Source organism: Janthinobacterium sp. C22 (assembly GCF_057919405.1).
Genome location: NZ_CP193659.1, coordinates 6,440,486 through 6,456,397, shown reverse-complemented (window position 1 = coordinate 6,456,397; position 15,912 = coordinate 6,440,486). Strand labels below are relative to the sequence as shown.

General features: G+C 63.3%; 13 protein-coding genes, 1 pseudogene and 1 riboswitch. Of the genes and pseudogenes, 10 read left to right on the top strand and 4 right to left on the bottom strand.

Translation table 11 applies throughout. From position 1 onward, the window contains the following. Positions 1–133: 133 nt before the first annotated feature. Both ACRHIG_RS30300 and ACRHIG_RS30295 read right to left on the bottom strand, forming a co-directional pair. Complete coding sequence (locus tag ACRHIG_RS30300) at positions 134–601, bottom strand: DUF2147 domain-containing protein (RefSeq protein WP_489628904.1); 468 nt, start codon at positions 599–601, stop codon at positions 134–136. Between the two features lie 113 nt (positions 602–714). Beyond that, positions 715–3,522 carry a valine--tRNA ligase gene (locus ACRHIG_RS30295; RefSeq protein ID WP_489628903.1) on the bottom strand — a complete coding sequence of 936 codons (2,808 nt, stop codon included), beginning with the start codon at positions 3,520–3,522 and terminating at the stop codon, positions 715–717. A 504-nt stretch (positions 3,523–4,026) separates the two neighbouring features. Here ACRHIG_RS30295 and ACRHIG_RS30290 point away from each other — a divergent pair. Then, on the top strand, positions 4,027–5,067 hold the full coding sequence (locus ACRHIG_RS30290; protein WP_489628902.1) for a porin: 1,041 nt from the start codon (positions 4,027–4,029) through the stop codon (positions 5,065–5,067). 7 nt (positions 5,068–5,074) lie between these two features. On the opposite strand, the gene ACRHIG_RS30285 is transcribed toward ACRHIG_RS30290, so the two are convergent. Together ACRHIG_RS30285 and ACRHIG_RS30280 are read right to left on the bottom strand one after the other, a co-directional pair. Further along, the gene (locus ACRHIG_RS30285) at positions 5,075–6,973 is read right to left on the bottom strand and encodes a putative bifunctional diguanylate cyclase/phosphodiesterase (RefSeq protein WP_489628901.1); all 1,899 of its coding nucleotides are present in this window, start codon (positions 6,971–6,973) and stop codon (positions 5,075–5,077) included. Between the two features lie 2 nt (positions 6,974–6,975). After that, positions 6,976–7,170 carry a hypothetical protein gene (locus ACRHIG_RS30280; protein WP_489628900.1) on the bottom strand — a complete coding sequence of 65 codons (195 nt, stop codon included), beginning with the start codon at positions 7,168–7,170 and terminating at the stop codon, positions 6,976–6,978. 235 nt (positions 7,171–7,405) lie between these two features. Here ACRHIG_RS30280 and ACRHIG_RS30275 point away from each other — a divergent pair, with 235 nt between their 5' ends. The 9 genes and pseudogenes from ACRHIG_RS30275 to thiE all read left to right on the top strand — a co-directional run bounded on the left by ACRHIG_RS30275 (position 7,406) and on the right by thiE (position 15,886). Then, complete coding sequence (locus ACRHIG_RS30275) at positions 7,406–8,146, top strand: Crp/Fnr family transcriptional regulator (RefSeq protein WP_475414633.1); 741 nt, start codon at positions 7,406–7,408, stop codon at positions 8,144–8,146. A gap of 47 nt (positions 8,147–8,193) precedes the next feature. Continuing rightward, positions 8,194–10,100 (top strand): annotated as a pseudogene (locus tag ACRHIG_RS30270) (hybrid sensor histidine kinase/response regulator). Positions 10,101–10,128: 28 nt separating this feature from the next. Next, positions 10,129–10,935, top strand: a complete 807-nt coding sequence (locus ACRHIG_RS30265; protein WP_475414635.1) for a response regulator — start codon at positions 10,129–10,131, stop codon at positions 10,933–10,935. 38 nt (positions 10,936–10,973) lie between these two features. Continuing rightward, the gene (locus tag ACRHIG_RS30260) at positions 10,974–11,228 is read left to right on the top strand and encodes a hypothetical protein (protein WP_475414636.1); all 255 of its coding nucleotides are present in this window, start codon (positions 10,974–10,976) and stop codon (positions 11,226–11,228) included. Between the two features lie 108 nt (positions 11,229–11,336). Beyond that, positions 11,337–11,452, top strand: a riboswitch (TPP riboswitch). Between the two features lie 79 nt (positions 11,453–11,531). Further along, positions 11,532–13,445 carry a phosphomethylpyrimidine synthase ThiC gene (gene thiC / locus ACRHIG_RS30255; RefSeq protein ID WP_489628899.1) on the top strand — a complete coding sequence of 638 codons (1,914 nt, stop codon included), beginning with the start codon at positions 11,532–11,534 and terminating at the stop codon, positions 13,443–13,445. A gap of 20 nt (positions 13,446–13,465) precedes the next feature. Then, a complete protein-coding gene (thiS, locus tag ACRHIG_RS30250) occupies positions 13,466–13,669 on the top strand; it encodes a sulfur carrier protein ThiS (protein ID WP_070222852.1) in 204 nt (67 codons plus the stop codon). A 25-nt stretch (positions 13,670–13,694) separates the two neighbouring features. Beyond that, positions 13,695–14,489 (top strand): thiazole synthase, encoded by a 795-nt coding sequence (locus tag ACRHIG_RS30245; RefSeq protein WP_475414638.1) that lies wholly within the window; start codon positions 13,695–13,697, stop codon positions 14,487–14,489. Beyond that, entirely contained in the window at positions 14,489–15,253 is a 765-nt protein-coding gene (gene thiD, locus ACRHIG_RS30240) for a bifunctional hydroxymethylpyrimidine kinase/phosphomethylpyrimidine kinase (protein ID WP_489630894.1), read from the top strand. Before ACRHIG_RS30245 ends, thiD begins: the two co-directional genes overlap by 1 nt. Positions 15,254–15,262: 9 nt before the next feature. Then, positions 15,263–15,886 carry a thiamine phosphate synthase gene (gene thiE / locus ACRHIG_RS30235; RefSeq protein ID WP_489628898.1) on the top strand — a complete coding sequence of 208 codons (624 nt, stop codon included), beginning with the start codon at positions 15,263–15,265 and terminating at the stop codon, positions 15,884–15,886. Positions 15,887–15,912 lie beyond the last annotated feature (26 nt).

Here is a 15,912-nt window from a genome sequence, read left to right as displayed (position 1 = left end):
GCGCGCATAGGCTGATGGCGCTTGCAGATAGGTTCAAAAGGGAGCGATTCGGCCTGGAAAACAACAGCAGCGAGGGCTTGCGGACGCAAAAAAGCCGGCGCGAGGCCGGCTTCGGTCGGGCAGGGGGCGTTGCTTAGTCTTCGCGCACCCACGTCTGCGAGCGGCCAAACATCGGCACGCCGATATAGCCGCGCACTTGCAGCTTGGTGCCGCCTTCCGTCAGCTCGGCCTTGCTCTTGTAGGTCTTGCCATTGGCCGGGTCAGTGATTTCGCCGCCCGTCCATTCCTTGCCGTCATATTTCAGGCCGGACAGGATCACCAGGCCGACGATGGGCTGGTCTTTTTTCGCGCCCGTGCACTTGTCGCACTTGGGGTTCTGGTCTTCGTCCGGGCCGCGGAACAGCTTCTCGATCTTGCCTTGCAAGACGCCGTTGCTTTCCGTGATGACGACGAGGGATTTCGGCTTGCCGCTGGCGTCGTCGATGGTTTTCCACGTGCCCACGGGCGTGTGGTTATCGTCGCGCGCGGTGGCGCTGCCGGCGATGGCCAGGGCGGCCATCATGATGCTTGCTGTGACGCTTGCTTTGAATATCTTATGCATTGCCAGTCTCCAATGGTTTTTTTGATCGGGTCACGAACAGTTATATACCAAGGCAAGACCAGCGGTACTGCGCGGCGTCACGGATGACGCCGCGCAATCCTTCCAAACCTGCCTTATGCGCTGGCTAGTTTAGCAAACTGTTCGCGCAGTTTTTCAATTGTCGCCGAAAAACTGAGCAAACGCTCGTTTTCTTGCGCAACGATGGCGGCCGGGGCACGCGCGACGAAGCTTTCATTACCTAATTTGCTATTTACTTTGGCAATTTCTGCGTCGATACGGGCGATTTCCTTGCCCAGGCGCTCGCGTTCGGCGGCCACGTCGATTTCCACTTTCAGCATCAGCTTGGTGGTGCCGACGATGGCAACGGCCGCTGGCGAGTCCGGCAGCGCGTCGACGATCTGCACGTCGGCCAGCTTGCCCAGCGACTGGATGTACGGTGCGTACGAGGCCAGCGCTTCTTTCTCGCTGGCATTGCCCGCTTCGACGATCAGCGGCACGCGCACGGAAGGCGAGATCTGCATTTCGCCGCGCAGGTTGCGCGTCGCGTCCGTCAAGGCTTTCAGCTGCTGCATCCACGCTTCGGCCGACTCGTCGATCTTGCTGGTGTCAGCGATCGGATACTGCTGCATCATGATCGAATCACCCTCAGCTTTCAGGGTCTTGCCGGCCAGCGGCGCCACCGTCTGCCACAGCGCTTCCGTGACGAAGGGGATGATCGGGTGGGCCAGGCGCAGCACCACTTCCAGCACGCGCAGCAGGGTGTGGCGGGTGGCGCGCTGCTGGCCTTCCGTACCCTGCTGCACTTGCACCTTGGCTACTTCCAGGTACCAGTCGCAATACTCGTCCCAGACGAACTTGTAGATGGTGGCGGCGATGTTGTCGAAACGGAAGTCTTCGAAGCCCTTGGCCACGTCCAGTTCCGCTTTTTGCAGCAGGGAAATAATCCACTTGTCCGCTTGCGACAGATCAACATCGTTCGGGGTGCAATCCTTGCCTTCCGTATTCATCATGACGAAACGGGTGGCGTTCCACATCTTGTTGCAGAAGTTGCGGTAGCCTTCGCAGCGGCCCAGGTCGAAATTGATGTTGCGGCCCAGGGAGGCATAGCTGGCCATGGTGAAGCGCACGGCGTCCGTGCCGTAGGCAGAAATGCCTTCCGGGAATTCCTTGCGCGTCGCCTTGGTGATCTTTTCCGCGTCGCGCGGGTTCATCAGGCCCGTGGTGCGCTTGACGATCAAGCCTTCCAGGTCGATGCCGTCGATCAGGTCGATCGGGTCCAGGGTGTTGCCCTTCGACTTGGACATCTTCTGTCCCGTCGAATCGCGCACCAGGCCGTGTACGTAGACGGTTTCAAACGGCACCTTGCCCGTGAAGTGCGCCGTCATCATGACCATGCGCGCGACCCAGAAGAAGATGATGTCGAAACCCGTCACCAGCACGGACGACGGCAGGAAGGCCTTCATGTCCGGAGTTTCTTCAGGCCAACCCATGGTCGAGAACGGCACCAGGGCGGACGAGAACCACGTGTCGAGCACGTCGTCGTCGCGCTTCAAGGGACCCGTGCTGCCGGCGGCCAGGGCCTTGGCTTCCGCTTCGGCTTGCGTTTTCGCAACAAAGATATTGCCCGCGTCGTCGTACCAGGCCGGGATTTGATGGCCCCACCACAGCTGGCGCGAGATGCACCAGTCCTGGATGTTGTTGAGCCACTGGTTGTAGGTGGTGCTCCAGTTTTCCGGCACGAACTTGATTTCGCCATTGGCGACCTTGTCCAGCGCCGTTTCCGCGATCGATTTGCCTGGGAAGAAGGTGCCTTCCGGGGCCGGTTTGCTCATGGCGACGAACCACTGGTCCGTCAGCATCGGCTCGATGACGACGCCCGTGCGGTCGCCGCGCGGCACCATCAATTTATGCGGCTTGACCTGTTCCAGCAAGCCTTGCGCGTCGAGGTCGGCGACGATCTGCTTGCGCGCGGCGAAGCGGTCCATGCCGCGATACGCTTCCGGCGCGTCGTCGGTGATCTTCGCGTCCAGGGTCAGGATGACGATCTGCGCCAGTTTGTGGCGCTGGCCCACGGCGTAATCGTTCATGTCGTGCGCGGGGGTGATCTTCACGCAGCCGGTGCCGAATTCCTTGTCGACGTATTCGTCGGCGATGATGGGGATTTCGCGGTCCGTCAGCGGCAATTTCAGCATCTTGCCCACCAGCGCCGTGTAGCGCTCGTCCGTCGGATCGACGGCCACGGCCACGTCGCCCAGCATGGTTTCAGGACGCGTGGTGGCTACCGTCAGGAAACCGCTGCCGTCGGCCAGCGGGTATTGGATGTACCACATGGAGCCGTCTTCTTCCTCGGACACCACTTCCAGGTCGGATACGGCCGTGCCCAGCACGGGGTCCCAGTTGACCAGGCGCTTGCCGCGGTAGATCAGGCCTTGCTCGAACAGGCGCACGAAGACGTCGGTGACGACTTTCGAGCGCGGTTCATCCATCGTGAAGTATTCGCGCTGCCAGTCGGCCGAGGCGCCCAGACGGCGCATCTGCCCGGTGATGATGGAACCGGATTTTTCTTTCCATTCCCACACTTTTTCCACGAATTTCTCGCGGCCCAGGTCATGGCGCGAAATCTTTTGCGCGTCCAGCTGGCGTTGCACGACGATTTGCGTGGCGATGCCCGCGTGGTCGGTGCCGGGTATCCAGGCCGTGTTGTGGCCCAGCATGCGGTGGTAGCGGGTCAGGCCATCCATGATGGTCTGGTTGAACGCATGGCCCATGTGCAGGGTGCCGGTGACGTTCGGCGGCGGCAACTGGATGCTGAAGGAAGGTTTTCCGGCATCGAGGGTGGCGGTAAAGTAACCGCGCTGTTCCCACTCGGTGCGCCAGAATTGTTCAATGTCGGCGGGCTCGAAAGACTTGGCTAATTCCATGATTTGGCGTGTGATTGGCAAAAGGAACCATTATAGATGACGCGGCAACGCCTGCAGCGTGGCAAGCGGTCTTTTTCAGTGTTTTGGCGGCTTTGCGGGCCGTTTGGCCGCAACAGAACGGAGATAAGCGTGCTGCCGATGTTATAATGCCGGCCTCGGCGCCTCCTGCCCCATCCTTGCGGACGGCGCCAGCAGACGCGGTTGCATTAAAGTTTCATATCCAGCACTCGTCCGCGTCTCACGGCCAGCGCATCAGCGATGCCAGCCACTTTCAGCGCGTCCCCTGCGGGCCGGGCGCCTGAGCCACGCGCACCGCCAGCGGTGCACCATTCACGGCGGACCACCGCGCGCCATCGTCTCTATGGGCCGCGCCGCCACAGCTTAGCCAGGATCTGTTGTCCGGCGCGTCGTCTTTTGATACGGCACACCCCGCTTGGCGCCTTGCCGCCTGCGGCCTTGCCGTGGCCGCCGCTTTCCTGGTTTCGCTTTTACAAGGAAATCATCATGAAAAAAATCGCCATCGTTGCCGGCCTTGCCACCACCCTGGGCGCCATGCCCGCCGCCCACGCCCAGTCGTCCGTTGAAGTATATGGCCTGATGGACGCGGGCCTGGTGCAGGAAGGCGGCGTCAGCAAGCTCACCAGCGGCGTCTCGGCCGGTTCGCGCCTGGGGCTGCGCGGCACGGAGTCGCTGGGCGACGGCTGGCAAGCCGTGTTCACCCTGGAAGCGGGCGTCCTGAGCGACACGGGCCGCTCGGACCAGGCGGGGCAATTGTTCGGCCGCCAGGCCTTTGTCGGCCTCAACAGCCCGCTGGGGATGCTGACCGTGGGCCGCCAGTACAATCTGCAAAGCCAGGCGCTGACCGACGTGGCCGATCCGTTCGAGGGCGGCCTGGCCGGCGCGGCGACCAACCTGGCAGGCTATTCGGCCACGCGCATCGACAATACCGTGCGCTACACCTCGCCCGAGCTGCGCGGCGTGACGGCCACCGTCATGTATGGCGCCGGCGAACACACGGGTGTGGCGGCGGATCAGCGCTCGCTGGGCCTGGCCCTGGGCTATGTCAACGGTCCGTTGACCTTGCGCCTGGCGCGCCAGAGCCGTGCCGGCGAGCCGGGCAAGGCCAACGTGAACAACACTATCCTGGCCGGCAACTACAACTTCGGCGTGGCCACGGCGTTTGCCGGCTATGGCCGCAACACGGGCGACGGCAGCAGCATGTTCTTCGCGGAAAACCCATATGGCGCGGCCCAGGCGCCGGCCCAGTCGAGCGACAGCCGCGACGCCATCGTCGGCGTGTCCGTGCCGCTCGGTGCGACGACCTTGCTGGCCTCGTATGTGCGCAAGGATGACCGCGATAGCGCCAACCGCGATGCGCAGCAGCTGGCCATCGGCGCCACGTACGCCTTGTCCAAGCGCAGCAAGGTATATGTTGCCTGCGCGCATATCCGCAACCGCAACGACGCCGCCTACATGGTGGGCAACGCCACGGAAGTGGGCACGGGCAACCGCGCGTTCAACATCGGCTTGCGCCACGCGTTTTAACGCCTGCTCAAACCATCGCCAGGGCAGGCAACATGCTGCCTTGGCGTAATAATTCCTCGAACGCGGGCGCGGCCAGCGGACGGCTGAACAGATAGCCCTGCATCTGGTCGCAGCCGTGCTGGCGCAGGAAGGCCAGCTGCTGCGCCGTTTCCACGCCTTCGGCGATGACGTCCAGGCGCAGGCTGTGCGCCAGCGCGATGATGGCTTGCACGATGGCCGCGTCGTCGTCGCTGTGCGTGAGGTCGCTGACGAAGGATTTGTCGATTTTTAATACGTCGATGGGGAAGCGGCGCAGGTGCGCCAGGCTCGAATAACCGGTGCCGAAGTCGTCGATCGACAGCTGCAAGCCCAGCGCCTTGAGCTTGCCCATGGTGACGATCGCCTGTTCCACATCCTGCATCATCATGCTTTCCGTCAGTTCCAGCTCGAGGAAACGCGCTTCCAGACCCGTCACGGCCAATATTTCCCGCACCGATTGCAGCAAGCCGCTTTGCCGGAATTGCCGCGCAGACAAATTGACGGCCAGGCGCAAGCCGCCCAGTCCCGCCCGTTGCCACGCCCGCGCTTGCGCGCACGCCGTCTGCAGCACCCAGGCGCCGATGGGCACGATCAAGCCCATTTCCTCGGCCAGGTGGATGAATTCGCCGGGCGCGATGGCGCCCAGGGTGGGGTGGCGCCAGCGCAGCAGCGCTTCCATGCCGACGATCTTGCCGCTGTCGAGCTCCACCTGCGGCTGGTACACGAGGTGGAACTGGCCACGCTCGAGCGCATGGCGCAACTCGCTTTCCAGACCCAGCCGGGCCAGCATGTCGGCATTCATGGCCGGCGCGTAGCTTTGCCAGTGGTTGCGGCCTTGTTCCTTGGCACGGTACATGGCGATGTCGGCATGCTTGATCAGGGTTTCCGCGCTGTCGCCATCGTCGGGATAGCTGGCCACGCCCATGCTGCACGTGAGAAAGAATTCATGGCCGCCCACCAGCAGCGGCTGGGCCACGGCGTCCAGCACGCGCTGCAGGATGAGCTGGCCCGGGTCGCTGTTGGCGTGTTGCGGCAGCAGCAAGACGAATTCGTCGCCGCCCAGGCGCGCCACCGTGTCGACTTCGCGCGTGGCGGCGCGCAGGCGGTCGGCGATCAGTTTCAGCAGGGTGTCGCCCGCGTCGTGGCCCAGGGTGTCGTTGACGAACTTGAAACGGTCGAGGTCGATGAAGACCACCCACAGGGGCAGGGTGCTGCGGCGCGCCACGGCCATCGCCTGTTCCAGCCGCTCGCGCAGCAATAGACGGTTGGCCAGGCCAGTGAGGATATCGTGGCGCGACTGGAATTCCAGTTCCTGCTCGAAGCGCATGACGGTGCTGATGTCGTATTGCGCCACGACAAAGTGGCTGACGGGGCCATCGCCATCGTCGCGCACGGGCGCGACGAACAGCTCGCTCCAATAGGTGCTGCCGTCCTTGCGGAAATTGCGCACGATGGCCTTGCCTTCGCGCTGTTCGCTCAAGGCCACGCTGATCGCATGCATGTCCTGGCGTGCGTGCTCCGGCCCCTGCAAGTCTTCCAGGCGCTGGCCGATGACCTCGCCGGCGGCATAGCCGGTGATGCGTTCGAAGGCGGGATTGACGTATTCGATCAGGTAGCCGGGCGCGTCGGCGCTGCACAGGATGATGGCGTTGGCCGAGACTTCGATGATGCGTTCGCGCAAGCGCAGCGACTTTTCATTGCGCATGCGCGCGGCGATGTCCTCGGACAGGCGCAAATTGGCAAACTGCAAGGCCGCCGTGCGTTCGCCCGTGATGCGGGCAATCACGGAATTGCGCGACACCAGCTGGTATACATACGCCGTGGCCAGCAGGCTCGACAACATTCCACCCAGCAACACGTACAGCGAGCCGCGATGGTTGGCATCCAAGGTCATACCCTTGGCCGGCAAAGGGCAGCGCCCAGCGTGTGGCCGCTGGCGTGGTACTGCAGCAGGAGCCGAGCGCTTTCCCCTTCGATCTGGCGCGCCGAGACGTAGCACAGCGCCGTCAGACCCAGGCCGACCGCCAGGGTGATCAGGGCCGAGGTGGAGACGGAGATGGAGATGCGCTTGAAGAATGATTGCATGATGAGTCCCGTGGCGGCGCCGGTGCCGATCCATGATCAGGCAGGCCGGGCAGTGACTGACTGTAGGGCGGCAGGCGCCGCAGGGTCCGTTCGGTACCGAACGGACGTTGATGCCAACAAGAAATATAGTCGGGCCACCGTGCAAGCAGTGTGTTACGCTGCACACCATGGCGACCCTCGTTCGGACGCCTTTCATCTCCCCCTAGCTGACGACTGGAAACCAGGAAAACTGCCCATGTCGAGTCCGCATGCCCAGCTGCACAACCCGAATCAAAACCATTTGCTCGCCGCCATGCTCGACGCCGATTTCGCGCGCCTGGCTCCCCATCTGGAGCAAGTCTCCATGCTGCTGGGCGACGTGATCTACGACTCGGGCGACAAGCTGCAGCACGTGTATTTTCCCACCACGGCCATCGTTTCCATCCATTACCTGCTGGAAAACGGCGGTTCGTCCGAAATTGCCGGCGTCGGCAACGAGGGCATCGTGGGCGTGTCGCTGTTCATGGGCGGTAACTCGACGCCGAGCCGTGCCGTCGTGCAGACGGGCGGCGTCGGCTACCGGCTCAAGGCCCATCTGCTGATGGAAGAATTCGACCGCGCCGGCCCCGTCATGCGTTTGCTGCTGCGCTACACGCAAGCCCTGATCACGCAAATGTCGCAAACGGCCGTGTGCAACCGCCACCATACGGTGGAGCAGCAGCTGTGCCGCTGGCTGCTGCTGACCATGGACCGCCTGCCGAACCGCGAGCTGACCATGACGCAGGAACTGATCGCCAACATGCTGGGCGTGCGCCGCGAAGGCGTGACGGAAGCGGCGGGGCGATTGCAAGCGCGCGGCCTCATCAGTTACCGGCGCGGCCATATCACGGTGCAGGACCGCGCCGGCCTCGAAGGCCAGGTGTGCGAATGCTATGGCGTCGTCAAGAAGGAATTTACGCGCCTGCTGTCGGACGTGCGCCAGCGCCAAGGCCGCTAGGCGCCGCATTTCCCTCTCTTTTATTGTTGTCATAGCCCAGGCTACCCATGCACTCAGTTGAAAATAACCCTAACCGCGCCCCGTCGCGCTGGCCCATGGCATTGGCGTTCGCGTTCAGCGCCATCGTATTGGTGGTCATCGGCGTGCTGGCCTGGCGCGCGCCGCCTTTTGATGCGGCGATCCTGATCGAGGCCCTGGTATGCCTGTTGTTGCTGATGCTGGTGGCGCTGTACCGGCGCACGGTGTCGGCCAGCCTGCCGCGCCAGCTGCTCAAGGCGGGTGCCTTGCAGGATGCGATTTTCAACAGCGCCAACTTCTCGTGCATCGCCACCGATGCGCAGGGCGTGATCCAGATATTCAACGTGGGCGCCGAACGCATGCTCGGCTATGAAGCCAGCGATGTGGTGGACAAGCTGACGCCGGCCGGTATTTCCGACGCGCAAGAAATCGTCACCCGCGCGGCCGCCCTCAGCGCCGAGCTCGACACCGTCATCACGCCGGGCGTGGAAGCGCTCGTGTTCAAGGCCACGCGCGGCATCGAAGACATCTATGAGCTGACCTACATCCGCAAGGATGGCAGCCGCTTCCCCGCCATCGTCTCCGTGACGGCCCTGCGCGACGCGCAGAGCAAGGTCATCGGTTATCTGCTGATCGGCACCGACAACACGGTGCGCAAGCAGGTCGAGGCGGAACAGGCGCTGCTGGACCAGCGCCTGCGCGAACAGCAGGCGATACGCGCTCGCTGGTCGAAACCAACAATGCCGAGCTGAAGAAGGCGCGCCTGGTGGCGGAAAAGGCCAACCGCGCCAAGTCCGAATTCCTGTCGAGCATGAGCCATGAATTGCGCACGCCCTTGAACGCCGTGCTGGGTTTCGCCCAGCTGATGGCGTCCGACGTGCCGCCGCCGAGCCCGCCGCAGCAGCGCTCGATCGAGCAAATCCTCAAGGGCGGCTGGTACCTGTTGCGCTTGATCAATGAAATTCTCGACCTGGCCATGATCGAATCGGGCAAGGTCACGCTGTCGCAGGAAGCGATGTCGCTGCTCGACGTGCTGCAGGATTGCCAGGCCATGATCGCGCCGCAGGCGGAAAAGCGCGGCATCCGCATGCATTTTCCCCGCTGCGGCAAGGCTTTCTATGTGCATGCGGACCGCACGCGCGTAAAACAGGTGATGATCAACCTGCTGTCGAACGCCATCAAATACAACCAGGGCGGCGGCGCCGTCACCGTCGAATGCAGCGGGCATGGCGAACGCGTGCGCGTGAGCGTGCGCGACAGCGGCGCCGGCCTCGACGCGGCCCAGGTGGCGCAGCTGTTCCAGCCGTTTAATCGCCTGGGACAGGAAAACAGCACGGAAGAGGGCACGGGCATCGGCCTCGTCGTCACCAAGCAACTGGTCGAATTGATGGGCGGCACCATCGGCGTCGACAGCGCCGTCGGCGTGGGCACCACGTTCTGGTTCGAGCTGGCCGCCAGCAGCGCGCCGGCACTGGTGCTGGGCGACGGCGATGCGCTGCCGCAGGTGCAGGAACCGCAGGAAAGCCTGCGCACCTTGCTGTACGTGGAAGACAATCCCGCCAACCTGGCGCTGGTCGAGCAATTGATCGCCCGCCGCAGCGACTTGAAACTGCTGACGGCCATCGATGCGCACCTGGGCATCGACCTGGCGCGCACCTACCAGCCGGACGTGATCCTGATGGATATCAACCTGCCCGGCATCAGCGGCTACGGCGCGCTGCACATCCTGCATGATGATCCCCTCACCCGCCACATTCCCGTCATGGCCCTGTCGGCCAACGCCGTGCCGCGCGACATCGAAAAAGGCTTGCAAGCGGGCTTCTTCCGCTATCTGACCAAGCCGATCAAGGTCGTCGAATTCATGGACGCGCTCGACGTGGCCCTGCACCATGCAGCCGCGCACGGCCTGGCCGACGACACTCACGCAATACGCTGATTCAGCACTCAATTTTAGGAATACCGCCATGCTTCAAGCCACCGAGATCCTGAACGCCAGCATCCTCATCGTCGATGACCAGGAGGCCAACGTCATGCTGCTGGAACAGGTGCTGCGCAATGCCGGCTACACGCGCATCACCTCCACGATGGACCCGCAAGCCGTGCGCGCGCTGCACCAGCAGCACCGCTACGACCTGATCCTGCTCGACCTGCAGATGCCGGAAATGGATGGCTTCGAAGTCATGGAAGGTTTGCGCGACATCGAGGCGGGCAGCTACCTGCCCGTGCTGGTGATCACGGCCCAGCCCGGCCACAAGCTGCGCGCCCTGCAGGCGGGCGCCAAGGATTTCGTCAGCAAGCCCTTCGACCTGGTGGAAGTCAAGACGCGCATCCACAACATGCTGGAAGTGCGCTTGCTGTACCAGAAGCTGGCCGAATACAACAAGTCGCTGGAACAGATGGTGGAAGATCGCACGGCGGAGCTGCGCGAAAGCGAAGCGCGCTTCCAGCGCTTCACGGAACTGTCGTCCGACTGGTACTGGGAGCAAGATGCGCAGGGCAATTTGACGCGCTTTTCCGGCCCCGTGGCTGAAATGCTGGGCATCGGCAGCGAGGAAGAGCCGCAGCGCTGGAACGCCACCGAGCGCGCCTTGCTCGACGCCAAGATCGCCGCGCGCGAACCGTTCCTCGATTTCATCTACAGCCGCACCAACCTCGACGGAAGCACGCAGTATCTGCAAGTCAGCGGCGAACCGATGTTCGACAATGGCAGCCGCTTCATCGGCTACCGCGGCATCGGCCTCGATGTCACGGAGCGCTTGCGGGGAGCGTGATTTATACTTGGCGGTATTGATATTGACCAGGAAAAATCATGACTGACAAATCTCCCTCCTACTGGTTCCCCGCCAAGACCTATGGCTGGGGCTGGGGCTTGCCCATCACCTGGCAGGGCTGGCTGGTGTTCCTGGCCGCGCTGGCGCTGTTCGCCTGCGGCGCCTTCCTGTTCCCGCCGCAAACCATGCTCGTCGGCTATATCGTGTATGAAGTGGCCATCGTCGCCGTGCTCATTTTCATCTGCCAGCTGAAGGGCGAACCGACCGCCTGGCGCTGGGGCAAGAAGAAATAAGCGTGACGCCGTCTGCTGCATTGCAGCAGATGCGCAAACACGACACCGGCAAGAAATCATCTGGCCACGCGGCGCGAACCGCGTATAATTGGCTCGCTGCCGCAAGGCGGCAAACGCTAGGGGTCCTGCCTTTCGCTGTGAAAACACAGTGCAAGCGCGGGTGAGAAATACCCTCCGAACCTGATCTGGATAATGCCAGCGAAGGGAAGCTTTAGGATGAACGCACCCCGCCTTTCCGCGTGCGTAATTCCGAACCTCCTTAGCTGGCTCCAGGCTTAAAAATAGTCTAGCCAAGGAGCCAAAATGAACGCCAACCCGAAATTCCTCTCCGCCACCGCCACGGTCGACGAAGCCGCCATCGCGCCGCTGCCCAATTCGCGCAAGATCTACGTCGAAGGCAGCCGCCCCGACATCCGCGTGCCCATGCGCGAAATCAGCCAGTCCGACACGGAAGCGTCGTTCGGCGGCGAAAAGAATCCGCCGATCTACGTGTACGACACCTCCGGCCCCTACACGGATCCGGACGTGCAGATCGACATCCGCTCCGGCCTCGACACGCCGCGCCTGCCGTGGATCATGGAGCGTGCCGACACGGAAGAATTGCCCGGCCCCACCTCCGACTACGGCATCGCCCGCCTGGCGGACCCGAAGCTGGCCGAGCTGCGTTTCAATCTGCACCGCAAGCCGCGCCGCGCCATCGCCGGCAAGAACGTCACGCAGATGCATTACGCGCGCCAAGGCATCATCACGCCGGAAATGGAATTCGTCGCCATCCGCGAAAACATGCGCCGCCAGGAGTATTTGCGCGAACTGAAAGCTTCCGGCCCCATGGGCGAGCGCCTGGCCGACCTGATGGGCCGCCAGCATCCGGGCCAGTCCTTCGGCGCCAGCATCCCGGCGGAAATCACGCCGGAATTCGTGCGCGAGGAAATCGCCCGCGGCCGCGCCATCATTCCCGCCAACATCAACCATCCGGAAGTCGAACCGATGATCATCGGCCGCAATTTCCTGGTGAAAATCAACGCAAACATCGGCAATTCCGCCGTCACCTCGTCGATCGGCGAGGAAGTGGAAAAGATGACCTGGGCCATCCGCTGGGGCGGCGACAACGTCATGGATCTGTCCACGGGTAAACACATCCACGAGACGCGCGAATGGATCGTGCGCAACAGCCCCGTGCCCATCGGCACCGTGCCGATTTACCAGGCGCTGGAAAAGGTCAACGGCAAGGCCGAAGATCTGACGTGGGAAATCTTCCGCGACACCCTCATCGAGCAGGCCGAGCAGGGCGTCGATTACTTCACCATCCACGCGGGCGTGCTGCTGCGCTACGTGCCGATGACGGCCAAGCGCCTGACGGGCATCGTCTCGCGCGGCGGCTCCATCATGGCCAAATGGTGTTTGGCGCACCACCAGGAATCGTTCCTGTACACGCATTTCGAAGAGATTTGCGAAATCATGAAGGCGTACGACGTGTCGTTCTCGCTGGGCGACGGCTTGCGCCCCGGCTCCATCTACGACGCCAACGACGAAGCGCAGCTGGGCGAACTGAAGACCCTGGGCGAGCTGACGCAGGTTGCCTGGAAACACGATGTGCAGGTGATGATCGAAGGCCCGGGCCACGTGCCCATGCAACTCATTAAAGAAAACATGGACTTGCAATTGGAGCAGTGCGGCGAAGCGCCGTTCTACACGTTGGGGCCATTGACGACCGACATCGCGCCCGGTTACGACCACATCACGTCCGGCATCGGCGCGGCCATGATCGGCTGGTACGGCACGGCCATGCTGTGCTACGTGACGCCGAAGGAGCACCTGGGCTTGCCCAACAAGGCGGACGTCAAGGATGGCATCATCACCTACAAGATTGCGGCGCATGCGGCCGACCTGGCGAAAGGCCATCCGGGCGCACAGATCCGCGACAATGCCCTGTCGAAAGCCCGCTTCGAATTCCGCTGGGACGACCAGTTCAACATCGGCCTGGACCCGGACAAGGCGCGCGAATTCCACGATGAAACCTTGCCCAAGGATTCGGCCAAGGTGGCGCATTTCTGCTCCATGTGCGGCCCCCACTTCTGTTCGATGAAGATCACGCAGGAAGTGCGCGAATACGCGGCCGGCATGGGCATCGCGGAAGACAAGGCGCTCCAGCAGGGCATGGAAATCAAGGCCATCGAGTTCATCAAGAACGGCGCCGAGCTGTACCGCAAGGTCTGAAGGAGAGCGTGATGCCTGCATTGATATCCATCACGCTCAACGGCGCGCCGCACCAGGTGCCGCCCGGGCAGACACTCGATCAATTGATCGCCGCGCTGTCGCTGGAAAACCAGGCGCTGGCGCTGGCCGTCAACCGCAACGTCGTGCCGCGCAAGGCGTGGCCGGGACAGGTCTTGCAAACGCAAGACCAAGTAGAGATCGTGCGCGCCATCGGCGGCGGCTAAGTTGAGAATAGACAAGGAAAAGCACATGATTACCGCAACACATGACGACCTGCTGACCATCGCAGGCAAACAATACCAATCGCGCTTGCTGGTGGGCAGCGGCAAGTACAAGGATTTGCCGCAGACGCGCGAAGCGACGGACGCTGCCGAGGCGCAGATCATCACGGTGGCGATTCGCCGGGTCAACATTGGCCAGGACCCGAATGCGCCTAGCCTGCTTGACTTCGTGCCGCCCGACCAGTACACGATACTGCCGAACACGGCCGGCTGCTACAACGCGAAAGATGCCGTGTACACCCTGCAGCTGGCGCGCGAGCTGCTGGGCGGGCGCAACCTGGTCAAGCTGGAAGTGCTGGGCGATGAAAAGACCCTGTTCCCGCACATGCCGGAAACCCTGATCGCGGCCGAGGCGCTGGTCAAGGATGGCTTTGACGTGATGGTCTACTGCAGCGATGACCCCATCCAGGCGAAGATTCTGGAAGACATCGGCTGCGTGGCCGTCATGCCGCTGGCGTCCCTGATCGGCTCGGGCATGGGCATCCTGAATCCGTGGAATTTGTCCTTGATCATCGACCAGGCGAAGGTGCCCGTGCTGGTGGACGCGGGCGTGGGCACGGCGTCGGATGCAGCCATTGCCATGGAACTCGGCTGCGATGGCGTGCTGATGAATACGGCCATTGCCGGTGCGCGCGACCCCGTGCGCATGGCGCGCGCCATGAAGCTGGCCGTGCGGGCCGGGCGCGAAGCGTTCCTGGCGGGACGCATGCCGCGCAAATTCGCCGCTTCCCCATCGTCGCCGATGGCGGGCCGCCTGGCGTGATGGTGCCGATGCACCGCACCGTGCTCGTGTTTGCCGGCGTCGACCCGTCGGGCGGGGCCGGCATCGCCGCCGATATTGTCGCGATTGCGGCGCAGGGCGCGCATGCCTTGCCCGTGATTACGGCGCTGACGGTGCAGGACAATGACCGCGTGTTTGCTGTCGAGCCGGTGGCGCCGGAGCTGCTGCGCCGGCAGGCGCTGGCGCTGATCGACAAGATCGCCATCGATGCCGTGAAGATCGGCATTCCCGGCAGCGCCGCGAATGCGACCGTCATTGCGCAGCTGATCGCGCAATTGCTGCTGGCCCGCCCAAGCTTGCCCGTGGTGCTCGATCCCGTGCTGGCCAGCGGCCATGGCGACGTGCTCAGCCGGGACGATGCCGTGCTGGCGCTGGCGCCCTTGCTGCCGGTGACGACCGTGATCGTACCGAACGGGCCGGAAGCGGCGGCCTTCGGCGGCGAGGAAAACTTGCTTGCGCAAGGCTGCCAGCACGTGCTGGTGACGGGCGGCCATGGCGAGGGCGAGACGGTCGTCAACCGCTGGTTCGATAGCGTCGGTGGGGAGCGCGAATGGCGCTGGCCGCGCCTGCCCGGCGAGTTTCACGGCAGCGGCTGCACCCTGGCCTCGGCCATCGCGGCGCATCTGGCGCTGGGACAGGCGCTGCCTGAAGCGCTGGATCTGGCGCAAAGCTATTGTCATGCGGCCTTGGCCGGCGCGTATGCGATTGCGCCAGGTCAACTCATGCCGCAACGATTCATTCAATAAGGAAATATCATGCGTGGACTGTATCTGGTTACCCCGAACTGGGACGACACCGACCGCCTGCTCGACGTGAGCGAGCAAGCCTTGCAGGCAGGCGTGGCCCTGCTGCAATATCGCCACAAGAGCGCCGACGCGCAGCAGCGGCGCGAGCAGGCGGGCGCCTTGCTGGCCCTGGCCCGCAAGTATGGCGTGCCCTTCATCATCAACGATTTTATCGAACTGTGCGAAGAGCTCGACGCGGATGGCGTGCACGTGGGCGGCACGGACGCGTCCGTGGCGCAGGCGCGCGCGCGCCTGGGCAAGGACAAGATCGTCGGCGCTTCCTGCTATGGCGACATGGCCCTGGCACGGACGGCTGAGGCGGGCGGCGCCAGCTATGTGGCCTTCGGCGGTTTTTATCCCTCGCTGGTGAAAAAGTATCCGGTGACCACGCCCTTGGATATCGTGCTGCAGGCCAAGCGCGAGATCGCCTTGCCGTGCGTGGTGATCGGCGGCATGACGCCGGAGAACGCGGCGCCGCTGGTGGCGCGTGGCGCCGACATGGTGGCCGCCATCAGCAGCGTCTTTAACAATGCATACGAGGCGGACGATGTGAATATTGCGGTGCAGCAATTCAACCACTTGTTCGCGGTATGAGCATGGACGTGCAGGGCTGGTTTGGG

Excerpts from the sequence above, each read along its gene's own strand:
- ACRHIG_RS30275 (WP_475414633.1), top strand. The coding sequence starts at position 7,406 with ATGTCGAGTCCGCATGCCCAGCTGCACAACCCGAATCAAAACCATTTG.
- ACRHIG_RS30260 (WP_475414636.1), top strand. The coding sequence starts at position 10,974 with ATGACTGACAAATCTCCCTCCTACTGGTTCCCCGCCAAGACCTATGGC.
- ACRHIG_RS30280 (WP_489628900.1), bottom strand. The coding sequence starts at position 7,170 with ATGCAATCATTCTTCAAGCGCATCTCCATCTCCGTCTCCACCTCGGCC.
- thiC (WP_489628899.1), top strand. The coding sequence starts at position 11,532 with ATGAACGCCAACCCGAAATTCCTCTCCGCCACCGCCACGGTCGACGAA.
- ACRHIG_RS30300 (WP_489628904.1), bottom strand. The coding sequence starts at position 601 with ATGCATAAGATATTCAAAGCAAGCGTCACAGCAAGCATCATGATGGCC.
- ACRHIG_RS30295 (WP_489628903.1), bottom strand. The coding sequence starts at position 3,522 with ATGGAATTAGCCAAGTCTTTCGAGCCCGCCGACATTGAACAATTCTGG.
- thiD (WP_489630894.1), top strand. The coding sequence starts at position 14,489 with ATGGTGCCGATGCACCGCACCGTGCTCGTGTTTGCCGGCGTCGACCCG.
- ACRHIG_RS30290 (WP_489628902.1), top strand. The coding sequence starts at position 4,027 with ATGAAAAAAATCGCCATCGTTGCCGGCCTTGCCACCACCCTGGGCGCC.
- ACRHIG_RS30265 (WP_475414635.1), top strand. The coding sequence starts at position 10,129 with ATGCTTCAAGCCACCGAGATCCTGAACGCCAGCATCCTCATCGTCGAT.
- thiE (WP_489628898.1), top strand. The coding sequence starts at position 15,263 with ATGCGTGGACTGTATCTGGTTACCCCGAACTGGGACGACACCGACCGC.
- ACRHIG_RS30245 (WP_475414638.1), top strand. The coding sequence starts at position 13,695 with ATGATTACCGCAACACATGACGACCTGCTGACCATCGCAGGCAAACAA.